The sequence below is a fragment of the Microbacterium sp. UBA837 genome (genome assembly GCF_002296025.1).
Classification (GTDB): domain Bacteria; phylum Actinomycetota; class Actinomycetes; order Actinomycetales; family Microbacteriaceae; genus Microbacterium.
On sequence record NZ_DBHD01000149.1, the window covers coordinates 15,129 to 27,242 of the forward strand.

Below are 12,114 nucleotides of genomic sequence, written 5' to 3' on the forward strand. Positions count from 1 at the left end.
CGTCAGCTGTCGCGGCCGCCGTCCAAGCGGCCCTCGAAGGCGTCTAACGCTTCGCGATAGCGAAGGTCGGGGTGACTGTCAGCGATTGTGCGTAGACGTGGCACGTCCATTTCTTTGATGAGATCAACGCGGGCCTGCCGAGCCTCGGAGTGACCGCGGAGAACGTCGAGTCCTTCGCTCATCGCCTCGAGGCAGTCCCGCAGCACACCGAGCTCGGACTCGCGCTGCGTGATCGAGGATCCGTCCGGGCGCATTCGCCACCGCACGACGACGTCGGGGATCGTGTCGAAGACTGACGCCGACACGAGCATCCGCTGCGCGACGACCTGATCCTCGTACAGCCGACCCTCAGGGAAGCGGAGCTCGTCCCACACGCGGGCCCGACTCACCTTCGCCCACGCCACGATGCTCCCCGTCGCCGCCGGATGCTCGTCCAACGTCACGCGGTGTCGCTCGGGTGATGTCGCCGCGGCAACCCACGGCTGAACCGGCCCATCGAGATAGGTGCCGTCGGGCTGCGGTCGCAGCCGCGTGTAGGCGCCGATCACGAAGTCGCTTCCGGTGTGCTCGAGGGTGCCGATCATGCGCTCGAGCGCTGACGGTGTGAACTCGTCGTCAGCGTCCAAGAACCCCACGAACGGAGTGGTGACCAGTTGCAGTCCGGCGTTTCTCGCCGCCCCGAGGCCCCGCGTGCGCGGCAGCCGCAGGGCGCGGAACCGCTCATCGCGCGCTGCTGCGCGCTCGAAGAGATGACCCGTCTGATCGGTCGAGCCGTCGTCGATGAGGATCGCACGCCAGTCGCCGCGGGTCTGGTTTCGGAGAGAATCGAGCGCCGCGGGCACGTAGGGTGCGACATCCAGACCCGGAACGATGACGGTGATCGCCGGGTCGGTCATACCCCGGATCCTACGGCGGCAACGGCAGCCTCGATGGCGTCGACGATCGGCGCCACCGAGCCGGTGGTGCTGTGGCCGAGTGTGACACGGACGGCGGTGCGGGCCTCGTCGTGATCGATACCGAGAGCGAGCAGGACGTGTGAGGCTTCCTCGCTCCCTGCCGCGCACGCCGAGCCGCTGGAGGTGATGATCCCGTGCCGGTCGAGTTCGAGCAGCACGGTCTCGCCGTTCACACCCGAGAAGGTGAAACTCGCCGTGCCAGGAAGGCGGTGCGTCGGATGCCCGGTGAGCCGCGCGATCGGCACGCGTTGGAGCACGCCCGCGATGAGGTCGTCGCGCATCGCAGCTACTCGCACCGCAGCGTCGGTGCGCTCGGCCTCGGCGAGTTCGAGCGCGCGCGCGAGCCCGACGGCGCCTGCGACGTTCTCTGTGCCGCTGCGCCGGTCCCGCTCCTGCCCGCCGCCGTGCAGCACCGGCTCGAGGGGTATGCGGGACCGGATGCCGAGCGCACCGATGCCCTTGGGGGCGCCGATCTTGTGGCCGGCGATCGAGAGCGCGTCGGCACCGAGGCCGGCCAGCGGCAGCCATCCCGCCGCCTGCACGGCATCCAGGTGCAGGGGCACTCGCCCGGCGACGGCGGCGACCAGACCGGCGACATCCTGAACCGTGCCGATCTCATTATTGGCGTAGCCGACGCTGACGATCGCGGTGTCATCGCGGATGGCAGCGGCGACGGCATGCGGGTCAACGAGCCCCGTCGTGTCAACCGGCACGAGAGTCGCATCGAACCCGTGGATGCGCGTCAGGTAGTCGACGGATCCGAGCACCGATTCATGCTCGATCGGGGTAGTCACCACGTGCCGGGCGCCGCGTCGCTGCTGCGCGGCTATCGCAACGCCCTTGAGCGCAAGATTGTTCGCCTCGGTCGCACCCGAGGTGAAGATCACGTCGGTGGGCCGCATGCCGAGGATGGCGGCGACCCGTATTCGGGCATCGGCGAGTGCGCCAGCTGCCTGCTCGCCGATGGTGTGGTGGCTCGACGGATTGCCGAAGTGCGACGTGAGGTACGGAGTCATCGCCTCCAGCACCTCGCGGCGCACCGGTGTGGTCGCGGCGTTGTCGAGATAGCTGACGCTCACGACCCGCCGGCGCCCGACTCGATACTGATGTCCAGGCCCAGATCGACCGCGGGGGCCGAGTGCGTCAGGGCTCCGACCGAGACCACATCGACCCCCGTCGCTGCGATCGCCCCGACAGTCTCGAGGGAGACACCGCCGGATGCCTCCACGACGGCCCGGCCTGCGATCAGCTCGACTCCCGCCCGAAGCTCATCGAGCGAGAAGTTGTCGAGCATGATGATGTCGATCCCGGCCGCAAGAACCGAGGGGATCTGCTCGATACGGTCGACCTCCACCTCGACGCGCATGGTGTGGGGAAGGCTCGACTTTCCGGCGCGGAGCGCCTCGGTGGTGGAGGCGCCCGAAGCTGCCAGGACCGCGAGGTGGTTGTCTTTGACCATCACGGCGTCGGAGAGGGAGTGCCGATGGTTGTGGCCGCCGCCGCTGCGCACCGCGTGGCGCTCGAATGCGCGCAGGCCGGGTGTCGTCTTGCGGGTGTCGGCGATCCGAGCGCCAGTTCCCGCGACAGCCTCGACGTAGCGAGACGTGAGAGTGGCGATTCCCGACATGCGCTGCGTGAAGTTGAGGGCGACGCGCTCGGCGGTGAGAACGGCGCGGGCGGGACCCTCGACGGTCGCGAGCACGTCGCCGGCCGTGAACGCCTCGCCGTCAGCTCGATGAAGCGCCACAGAGATCGCGGTATCCGTCAGCGCGAAGGCTGCCGCGAACACCGCTCCGCCGCTGAAGGTCCCGGGCTCCCTCGCGACGAGCTCGGCGCGGGCGCGGGCGGATGCCGGGACGAAGGCCTCGGCAGTCACATCCCCCCACGGCGCGTCTTCGGCCAGCGCCGCCGACACTACCCGGTCGATCTCGGCACGGGCCAGCATCAGCGCACCACCGCGAGCTCGGCGTCGCGCCGGAAGTGGGCACCGGCCGAGGCCCGCCGCGCGCGGGCGGCGGCGACGACGTGCTGGGCAACCAGCAGCAGGTTCTCGTCCTCGTACTCGCGTTCGGTCCTTGGGGAGCGTGCCTGCGCTCTCCAGCTCGCGAGCACGCTTGCGGCGTGGGTGAGGCCCTCTTCGTCTCGCACCAGCGACGCGTTCTCCCACATCAGGTCCTGCAGGGCAGCGCGAGAGAAGGTTAGCGCCGGGGCTACCGGGCTTCCCGTCACGCCCCCGGAGGGAACGGGGCTGATGCCGTCGCGGGCTTCGGCGGGCCACAGGCCGGATGCGGCATCCGTCGCGATCGCATCCCCGGCGCGCGCGCCGAACACAGCGCCCTCCAGGAGCGAGTTCGACGCGAGCCGGTTCGCCCCGTGGACGCCGGTGCGGGCGGTCTCTCCGACCGCATAGAGTCCGGGAAGCGAGGAGCGGCCCTCGAGGTCGGTCACGATTCCACCCATGAGGTAGTGGGCCGCCGGGGTGACCGGCACGGGAACGCGCGCCCAATCCAGGCCGCGCTCGCGCATGGCGTTGTCAATCGTGGGGAATCGCTCGCGCAGCCAGGCGGCGCGGGCATCGGCATCCGTCGCGGGGATGGCCGTGGCATCCAGCAGCACGGGGCGTCCGTCCTGCTGCCGCATGACGCGGGCTATCGCGCGGGCGACGACATCGCGCGGCGCGAGCTCACCGTCGGGGTGATCGTCGAAGACGAACCGGTGGCCGTCCTCATCGATGAGTGTGGCGCCCTCGCCGCGCACCGCCTCGGAGACGAGGAAGGCGTCACCGGCTGCGAGCACCGTCGGGTGGAACTGCACGAACTCGAGGTCAGCAACAGCGGCTCCTGCCCGAATCGCCGCAGCGATCCCGTCTCCGGTGGCCACAGCGGGATTGGTCGAGTGTGCGAACAGCTCGCCGATGCCCCCGGTGGCCAAGACGACGGCATCGGCCCGCAGCTCGTCGGGCGTTCCGGCGTGACCGTCGCGGGCGTCGCGCAGAATCCGGATGCCGCACACCCGCCCCACCTCGACCACAAGATCGACCAGGAACGCGTGCTCGATAACCGTCGCAGCGGTCGCGCGCACGGCGGCGACCAGAGCGCGCTCGATCTCGGTTCCGGTCGCGTCGCCGCCCGAGTGCAGGATGCGGGGGTAGGAGTGTGCTGCCTCGAGACCCTTGCGGAACTCACCGTGTTCGTCGCGATCGAACGCGACCCCGAGCGCGACAAGCTCCCGGATCCGCTCCGGGCCCTCCGTCGCAAGTACCCGCACCGCTGCCTCGTCGCCGAGCCCCGCCCCGGCGACGAGCGTGTCGTGGATGTGGTCTTCGACGCGGTCATCGGCGAACATGACTCCCGCGATCCCGCCCTGCGCGTAGCGCGTGTTGGCGTGCTCCAGAACGTCTTTGGTGACGACTGTCACGCGGCAGCCGCTCGCCGCCGCGTGGAGGGCGACGGTCAAGCCTGCGATGCCGCTGCCGACGACGATCACGCGCGGCGCGGATGTCATGATGCCTGCTCCCAGGCTGCAGCCGGGGCTGCCGGGGGCTTGGCTGCCAGCATCCGTTCCAGGGCGACCCGCGCGGGGTCTGCGACGTCGGTCGGAACCGTGATGCGGTTGACGACCTCGCCGGCGACGAGCGACTCCAGCACCCACGCGAGGTAGCCGGGATGGATGCGGTACATCGTCGAGCAGGGGCACACGACGGGGTCGAGGCAGAAGATCTCGTGCTGAGGATGCTCGGCCGCGAGGCGTTGAACGAGGTTGACCTCGGTGCCGATCGCGAACGTCGTCGGTTCGGTCGCCGCCTCGATGGCCTTACGGATGTAGTCGGTCGAGCCCGCCTCATCGGCGGCGTCGACGACCTCCATCGGGCACTCCGGGTGCACGATGACACGGACGCCAGGGTGCTCGGCGCGGGCCTTGTCGATCTGGGAGACCGAGAACCGACGGTGGACCGAGCAGAACCCATGCCACAGGATGACGCGCGCGGCATCCAGGGTCGTGTCGTCGTTGCCGCCCAGGGGCTTGCGGGGGTTCCACATCGGCATCTGCTCGAGCGGCACTCCCATCGCCTTCGCGGTGTTGCGCCCGAGGTGCTGGTCGGGGAAGAACAGCACGCGGCGGCCCCGCTCGAAGGCCCACTCCAGCACGGTCCGGGCGTTCGAGGACGTGCACACGATGCCGTGGTGCCGCCCGACGAACCCCTTGATCGCTGCCGAGGAGTTCATATAGGTCACCGGGATCACCGGGAGCAGGCCCTCGGCGTCCGGTGTATCGAGATCGCCGTAGATGTCGGCGAGCTCCTCCCACGCCTGCTCGACCTCGTCAATCGAGGCCATGTCGGCCATCGAGCATCCGGCAGCGAGGTTCGGCAGGATGACCGCCTGCTCGGGTCCGGAGAGCAGGTCTGCGGTCTCGGCCATGAAGTGCACGCCGCAGAACACGATGGCCTCGGCATCCGTTCGCGCTTTGGCAGCATTGGCGAGCTGGAACGAGTCGCCCACGTAGTCGGCGTGTCGCACGACCTCTTCGCGCTGGTAGAAGTGCCCGAGCACGACGACGCGCTCGCCGAGGGTCTGCTTGGCGGCAATGATCCGTGCGTCGAGCTCGGCCTCCGTGGCCTCGCGGTATTCCCGCGGCAGCTCACCCTGGCGCGGTGCGCCGGTCGGGATGACATCGCCCTCCGACGCTCCGGGTCCATAGCCCGGAACCGTGTCGAAGAGCCAGGGAGCCTCGACGAGGTCGGTGTTGCAGGTGTCGCCCTGCAGCGACCCCGAGACGATGCCGTGGATCTCGTGGTCGACGGACGGGTCGATGCGGCGCGGCGTCAGGGCGATGTTGACAGCTGTCATGAGGTGCTCGATTCGGGCGAGGAGGGGTGGATGCCACCGGGCCGGGCGGCGCTCAGCGGGCCCCGATCGGCAAGTTCGACATCCTGGTTGTAGCGGTACAGGCGGGCGGGACGATGGCTGCCGGTGCGGAACCGGTCGGTGGGGATGAGGTTTCCGGAGTTCTCGACCTGACGTCGGAAGTTCGCGGGATCGAGACGCCGATCGAGGATCGCCTCGTAGACCTCGCGAAGGTCGGCCAGTGTGAACAGGTCCGAGAGCAGGCCGTGCGCGATGCGGCTGTAGCCGACCTTGTTACGCAGCCGCCACAGGGCATACGACACGATCTCGTTGTGATCGAAGGCGAGCGTGCCAGGCGCGTTCGCGTCGAACCAGGCGACGTTCTCGGGCGCATCACCGGCTGCCTCATGGGCAGCGCGCTGGGCGTCCACGTCGTCGGCCCGCAGGAGTGCCCAATAGACGATCGACACGACGCGCGTGGGGGAGCGATCGACGTCTCCGAACGCGTAGAGCTGCTCCAGATAGCTCGGCGTCAGGCCCGTTGTCTCGGCGAGGGTACGTGATGCCGCGGCATCCAGGCCCTCTCCGGCATCCAGCCATCCACCGGGCAAGGCCCACAGGCATTCATAGGGTTCGCGGGTGCGACGCACGAGCGGCATCATGAGGCGTCCCGACCCATCGCCGGGGTCGCGGCGCACCGTGAAAATGACGGTCGACACCGCGACGCGGATGGCATCGGTGGATGCGGCGCGTGAGATATCGGGAGCGAGACTGGTTTGTGTCATGGTGACTCTAACTACGGGTTCGATCTTAGAGTCAGAGTGACCAGAACCGCAACTCGGTCGGGTTGGAAGAAAACCCCCAGGTTGGTCGACAGACTGGATGCGTGGTCCTCGGCATCCTCACCGACGTTCTCGTCGTGATCCTGCTGCTCGGCGCGCTCGCGTGGGGGATCGGCAGCGGCGTCCTCGCGATCCTCGGATCGGCGGTCGGCCTCGCCGTTGGCGGCGTGGCGGTCTGGTGGCTCCTGCCGATCGTCGCGCCGCTGCTGCCCGGGTCGGATTGGCGCGGGCCGGTGCTGATCGCCGGCGTTGTCGCCCTGCTCGTGGGCGGTGCAATAGCTGGCGGCGCGATTGGCAGCGTCCTGCGGCGCGGAGCCGAGAAGCTGCGCCTCCACGTGATCGACCGCCTGCTGGGTGGGGCAGTCGCGGTCGTCGCCACCGCGCTCTCGCTGTCGCTGGTGGCCCAGAGCGCCGCGGTCTCCGGCGTTCCGCTGGTGTCGGCAGCCACCTCGTCGTCGCGCGTCCTCGCCACGATCGATGCGCTGACCCCGGCACCCGTGAGCGCGGCCCTCGCGCAGCTGCGGCAGGCGGTCTTCGTCGACGCTTTGCCTCGGGTGGGGACGCTGCTGGATCTGCCCGCCACAGCACCGACAGCCCCGCCGGTCGCGCTCGATGACCCAGCCCTGAGCGTTGCCGCGCAGTCGGTTGCCCGGATTTCGGGAACCGCGTTCTCGTGCGCGCGCGGCATGACAGGGTCGGGTTTCGTCGTCGCGGATGACCGCGTGGTGACCAACGCGCACGTCGTCGCCGGGATGGAGCAGATCGTGGTCGAACTGCCGGGGCGCATCGCGCAGACGGGCCTGGTGGTCTGGTTCGACCCCGACCAGGATCTCGCCCTCATCGCGGTCGAAACCGAGGACGTTGCGGCACTGCCGGTCGTGCCGACGCTGCGGTCAGGAGATACCGCGGCGGTTGCCGGCTACCCCTATGGCGGCCCGTTCACGCTGGGGCAGGCGTCAGTGCGGTCGGTGGGAACCGCGCAGGTCCCTGACATCTACGACAGCGGGTCGGTGAGTCGCGAGATCTACGCGCTCGATGCTCGGGTCGCTCCAGGCAACTCCGGCGGTCCGGTGCTCACCGCCGGCGGCGACGCTGCGGGTGTCGTGTTCGCTCGCGCCGACGACGGGACGGATGTCGGCTATGCGGTGACCTCGGGAGTCCTCGCGCCGTTGGCGGAGCAAGCGAGCGCTCTCGTGGAGCCGGTTTCGACGGGATCCTGCACGCCCTGACGCGCGTCTGCTGGCGGGAACCCGGCGCTGGGATATGCTGGCCGCGCAACTGAAGATCCGGCCACATGACGGGTGCGGGAGAGCCCCGGGTTACACCGGGCACCGAAGGAGCAAGCCTCCCCGCCAATCTCTCAGGTCCGCGTACCGCGCACGTCCGGCCACTCTGGAAAGCGTCATCACCCGCGCATCGGGTGGCGGCCGCCGACGGTGAAAGCACAGCATCCGGTTCGCTCGGGTGCCGCGCGAAACTCTCAGGCCACAGACAGAGGGGGAGTTCACGGGCGTCGTACGGCGTCCCCCGTCCGACGACCGGGAGAACTCATGTCACACCCCGCACCACCAGATACCGCGCACGCGGACACGGAACCGAAACGCTCGCCGCTCCAGGATCGACACGTCGCGCTCGGCGCCGCCTTCACGGACTTCGGCGGCTGGCAGATGCCGGTGCGCTACGCATCCGACCTCGCCGAGCACCACGCGGTGCGGCAGGCAGCAGGCCTGTTCGACATCTCGCACATGGCCGAGTTCCTGGTCACGGGAGAGCCCAGCGGCGCGTTCCTCGACTACGCCCTCTCGGGCGATCACTCGGGCATGCGGGTGGGGAAGGCCAAGTACTCGCTCGTCCTCACCGAAGACGGCGGCATCGTCGACGACGTCATTGTCTACCGCACCGCTGAGGATCGGTACCTCGTCATCGCCAACGCAGGCAACCGGGATGCCGTGGCCGCGGCGCTCCGGCTTCGGGCCGCTCGCGCGCCAGTGGCGGCATCCTTCCTCGCTCCGCGCGAGCGTCGTGAGGGCACCGCGTTCTTCCTTTTCGTTCCGGGTGTGTCTGACACTGCCCAGATCGAGGATGTGACCGACCAGTTGGCGCTTGTGGCGGTCCAAGGGCCAGCCGCGCGGGAGGTCCTCGAGGCGACTCCCGAGATCGGTGAGGTCACTCCGGCGTTCTCTGAGCTCGGGTACTACGCCTGGGCTGCCGGATCCTTCAGCGGAGAGCCCCTCTTCATCGCCCGCACCGGCTACACCGGCGAGGACGGCTTCGAACTGCTCGTGCCCCATCGCGCGGCGGGTGCCCTCTGGGACGCTCTGCTGGCGGCGGGAACGCCGCTGGGGCTCGTTCCGGCGGGGCTGGCGGCGCGCGACACCCTGAGACTGGAGGCGGGAATGCCTCTCTACGGTCACGAGCTCTCGCTCCAGACGACTCCCGCCCAGGCGGGGCTAGGCCGCAGTGTCGCCCACGGCAAACCCGACTTCGTGGGCAAGCGGGCCCCGCAGGCCTCGGATGCCGACAGTCGCGTGCTCGTCGGGCTGGTTTCTGAGGGCCGTCGCGCCGGCCGCGCCGGGTATGCGGTCGTCGACCCGGCGGTCGACGGTGCCCCCGTTGTCGGCGAAGTGACCTCGGGAGCGCTGAGCCCCACTCTCGGGCATCCGATCGCCCTGGCCTACGTCGAGCCCGCGCTCGCCGCGCCTGGCACCGAGCTGGCGATCGATGTGCGCGGCACGCTCATTCCTGCATCCGTAACGACCCTGCCCTTTTACCGGAGGACGACATGACCGACCTGACGACCCTGAAGTACACCGCCGAACACGAATGGCTGCGCCTGGAGGGCGACGAAGCCGTGATCGGGATCACCGACTACGCCGCCGACAAGCTCGGCGATGTCGTCTTCCTCGAGCTCCCTGGTGTCGGCGACGGCGTATCGGCCGGTCAGGTCTGCGGCGAAATCGAGTCGACCAAGTCGGTCGGTGAGCTGTTCGCGCCCGTCGACGGGGAGGTGCTCGCCGTCAATCACGAGGCGATCGATGACCCGTCGGTCGTGAACTCCGACCCGTTCGGGGCCGGCTGGCTCATGAAGCTCAAGGTCACGCCCGCCGACATCGACGCGCTCCTGGACCGTGACGCGTACGTCGCCCTCACCGGCGGCGCTGCATGACCGTCGGATCTTTCGCCGAGCGCCACATCGGAACCGACGCCACTGCCCAGCGCGCCATGCTCGACGCGCTCGGCTACGAGAGCGTCGATGCTCTCGTCGAGGCGGCGGTTCCGGCATCCATTCATGCCGCGCCGCGGGAGGGATCACGGATTCCGCTCGCCGCGACCGAGGCCGAGGCGCTCGGAGAACTTCGGGAACTCGCCTCGCGCAATCGCGTGTCGCGGTCGCTGATCGGCCTCGGCTACTACGACACGCTCACGCCCGCTGTGATCGCGCGCAATGTCTTCGAGAATCCGTCCTGGTACACCGCCTACACGCCCTACCAGCCCGAGATCTCGCAGGGCAGGCTCGAGGCGCTCATCACCTTCCAAACGATGGTGACCGATCTCACCGGGATGGCGACAGCCGGCGCGTCGATGCTGGACGAATCGACGGCCGTCGTCGAGGGGATGCTGCTGGCTCGCCGCGCCTCGAAGAGCGCGTCGAGCGTGTTTCTCGTCGACGCTGACGCCCTGCCGCAGACGATCGCGCTGCTGCGCCACCGGGCCGAGGCGCTGGGGATCGAGGTCCGGGTCGTGTCCTTCGATGAGCCCGAGGCCGTTCCCGAGGCTTTCGGTGGCTTCATCCAGTTCCCCGGGGCGGCGGGCCGAGTCTGGGATCCGAGCGAGGTCATCGCGGCGATCCACGACCACGGCGGACTTGCCGTGGTCGCCGCCGACCTTCTCGCCCTCACGCTGCTGCGCTCGCCCGGCTCACTCGGCGCCGACGTGGCTGTCGGGACGACACAGCGTTTCGGTGTGCCGATGGGCTTCGGCGGACCCCACGCCGGATACCTCGCGGTCCGCGCAGGGCTCGAACGGCAGCTGCCGGGGCGCCTGGTCGGCGTGTCGGTGGATGCCGACGGTCGCCCCGCGTACCGGCTGTCGCTGCAGACGCGTGAGCAGCACATCCGTCGCGAGAAGGCGACCTCGAACATCTGCACCGCCCAGGTGCTGTTGGCCGTCATGGCGGCGATGTATGCCGTTTATCACGGGCCCGAGGGGCTGAAGCGGATCGCTCAGGGCGTGCACGCGAAGACGGCCCTGGTCGCCGGATCGCTTCGTGCGCGCGGCGTCGAGGTGCTGACGGAACACTTCTTCGACACGATCCAGGTGCGGGTCGCGGATGCCGCCGCCGTTGCCTCAGCGGCGGCGGGGCTCGGCATCCTGCTGCGACGCGTGGATGAGACCACGGTCGGGATCTCGATCGATGAGGTCAGCGCTGCCGATCCGTCGATCGAGGCGGATCTGCTCGCGGCGTTCGGTGCTGCGGGCGAGGTCCACGGGGTAGAGACAGCGGCGGACTCTCTCGCCGGCTCGGCCTTCACTTCGCTGGCCGGGGTGCGCATGTACCCCGAGCCGCTCCGCCGCACTGACGCCTACCTCGCTCACGAGGTGTTCCACGCGCACCGGTCTGAGACAGCCATGATGCGATACCTGAAGACGCTCGCCGACCGCGACTACGCGCTTGATCGCGGCATGATTCCGCTGGGTTCGTGCACGATGAAGCTCAACGCCGCTACCGAGATGGCGGCAGTCTCGTGGCCGGAGTTCGCGCGGATGCATCCGTTTGCTCCGGCATCCGATGTCGAGGGATATCTCGAGCTGATCGATCAGCTCGAAGTGTGGCTGGCTGAGGTCACCGGCTACGACGCCGTCTCGATGCAGCCGAACGCGGGGTCCCAGGGCGAGCTCGCGGGCCTGCTCGCGATCCGCGGGTACCACCGCTCGCGGGGCGACGAACAGCGCACGGTATGCCTCATTCCGTCGTCCGCGCACGGCACGAACGCGGCATCCGCGGTGCTCGCCGGGATGCGCGTCGTGGTCGTCGCGTGCGATGAGGCAGGAAACGTCGACCTCGACGATCTGCGCGCCAAGATCGCCGAGCACACCGAGACGCTCGCCGCCCTCATGATCACGTATCCCTCGACGCACGGCGTGTACGAGCACGAGGTGTTGGCGATCACCGCGGCCGTGCACGAGGCCGGCGGCCAGGTCTACGTCGACGGGGCGAACCTCAATGCGCTTGTCGGGTACGCGCGCCTCGGCGATCTCGGTGGCGATGTGTCGCACCTGAACCTGCACAAAACGTTCGCGATCCCCCACGGCGGCGGCGGGCCGGGGGTCGGCCCGGTGGCCGCCAAGGCGCACCTCGCGCCGTTCCTGCCCTCACATCCGATGGCACAGCAGGACCGGCATCCGTCACTCGCGGATGCCGACGGCGCGGTGTTCGCCGGGGGTCCGATCTCGGGTGCGCCGTACGGT

The 12,114-nt window shown here is 69.3% G+C and carries 10 protein-coding genes and 2 riboswitches; of the genes, 4 read left to right on the forward strand and 6 right to left on the reverse strand.

Annotated features, from left to right (window positions below; translation table 11 throughout):
• Positions 1-2 precede the first annotated feature (2 nt).
• From B3587_RS10875 to B3587_RS10900, 6 genes are read right to left on the reverse strand one after another with little or no spacing between them, the layout of a single operon-like run.
• Complete coding sequence (locus B3587_RS10875) at positions 3-896, reverse strand: glycosyltransferase family 2 protein (protein WP_292728545.1); 894 nt, start codon at positions 894-896, stop codon at positions 3-5.
• Positions 893-2,035: a cysteine desulfurase family protein gene (locus B3587_RS10880; RefSeq protein ID WP_292728546.1), complete on the reverse strand. Its 1,143-nt coding sequence runs from the start codon at positions 2,033-2,035 to the stop codon at positions 893-895. Before B3587_RS10880 ends, B3587_RS10875 begins: the two co-directional genes overlap by 4 nt.
• The gene (nadC, locus tag B3587_RS10885; protein ID WP_292728547.1) at positions 2,032-2,901 is read right to left on the reverse strand and encodes a carboxylating nicotinate-nucleotide diphosphorylase; all 870 of its coding nucleotides are present in this window, start codon (positions 2,899-2,901) and stop codon (positions 2,032-2,034) included. Before nadC ends, B3587_RS10880 begins: the two co-directional genes overlap by 4 nt.
• The gene (gene nadB / locus B3587_RS10890) at positions 2,901-4,460 is read right to left on the reverse strand and encodes an L-aspartate oxidase (RefSeq protein WP_292728548.1); all 1,560 of its coding nucleotides are present in this window, start codon (positions 4,458-4,460) and stop codon (positions 2,901-2,903) included. The genes nadC and nadB overlap by 1 nt, the downstream gene beginning before the upstream one ends.
• A complete protein-coding gene (gene nadA / locus B3587_RS10895; RefSeq protein ID WP_292728549.1) occupies positions 4,457-5,806 on the reverse strand; it encodes a quinolinate synthase NadA in 1,350 nt (449 codons plus the stop codon). The genes nadB and nadA overlap by 4 nt, the downstream gene beginning before the upstream one ends.
• The gene (locus tag B3587_RS10900) at positions 5,803-6,588 is read right to left on the reverse strand and encodes an NUDIX hydrolase (RefSeq protein WP_292728550.1); all 786 of its coding nucleotides are present in this window, start codon (positions 6,586-6,588) and stop codon (positions 5,803-5,805) included. The genes nadA and B3587_RS10900 overlap by 4 nt, the downstream gene beginning before the upstream one ends.
• Before the next feature lie 101 nt (positions 6,589-6,689).
• On the opposite strand from B3587_RS10900, the gene B3587_RS10905 reads away from it, so the two are divergent.
• From B3587_RS10905 to gcvP, 4 genes are all read left to right on the forward strand, one after another.
• Positions 6,690-7,874 carry a MarP family serine protease gene (locus B3587_RS10905; protein WP_228177083.1) on the forward strand — a complete coding sequence of 395 codons (1,185 nt, stop codon included), beginning with the start codon at positions 6,690-6,692 and terminating at the stop codon, positions 7,872-7,874.
• Between the two features lie 65 nt (positions 7,875-7,939).
• Positions 7,940-8,031, forward strand: a riboswitch (glycine riboswitch).
• 1 nt (position 8,032) lies between these two features.
• A riboswitch (glycine riboswitch) is annotated at positions 8,033-8,147 on the forward strand.
• A gap of 48 nt (positions 8,148-8,195) precedes the next feature.
• Positions 8,196-9,431: an aminomethyltransferase family protein gene (locus B3587_RS10910; protein WP_292728551.1), complete on the forward strand. Its 1,236-nt coding sequence runs from the start codon at positions 8,196-8,198 to the stop codon at positions 9,429-9,431.
• Entirely contained in the window at positions 9,428-9,811 is a 384-nt protein-coding gene (gene gcvH / locus B3587_RS10915) for a glycine cleavage system protein GcvH (protein ID WP_228177085.1), read from the forward strand. Before B3587_RS10910 ends, gcvH begins: the two co-directional genes overlap by 4 nt.
• Positions 9,808-12,114 (forward strand): aminomethyl-transferring glycine dehydrogenase (gene gcvP, locus B3587_RS10920; RefSeq protein WP_292728552.1); only part of this gene is annotated, 2,307 nt, incomplete at its 3' end. The genes gcvH and gcvP, both read left to right, overlap by 4 nt.

Bases quoted from the DNA above. Each gene is read 5' to 3' on its own strand.
- B3587_RS10875 (WP_292728545.1), bottom strand. From the start codon at position 896: ATGACCGACCCGGCGATCACCGTCATCGTTCCGGGTCTGGATGTCGCA.
- nadC (WP_292728547.1), bottom strand. From the start codon at position 2,901: ATGCTGGCCCGTGCCGAGATCGACCGGGTAGTGTCGGCGGCGCTGGCC.
- nadB (WP_292728548.1), bottom strand. From the start codon at position 4,460: ATGACATCCGCGCCGCGCGTGATCGTCGTCGGCAGCGGCATCGCAGGC.
- nadA (WP_292728549.1), bottom strand. From the start codon at position 5,806: ATGACAGCTGTCAACATCGCCCTGACGCCGCGCCGCATCGACCCGTCC.
- B3587_RS10900 (WP_292728550.1), bottom strand. From the start codon at position 6,588: ATGACACAAACCAGTCTCGCTCCCGATATCTCACGCGCCGCATCCACC.
- B3587_RS10910 (WP_292728551.1), top strand. From the start codon at position 8,196: ATGTCACACCCCGCACCACCAGATACCGCGCACGCGGACACGGAACCG.
- gcvH (WP_228177085.1), top strand. From the start codon at position 9,428: ATGACCGACCTGACGACCCTGAAGTACACCGCCGAACACGAATGGCTG.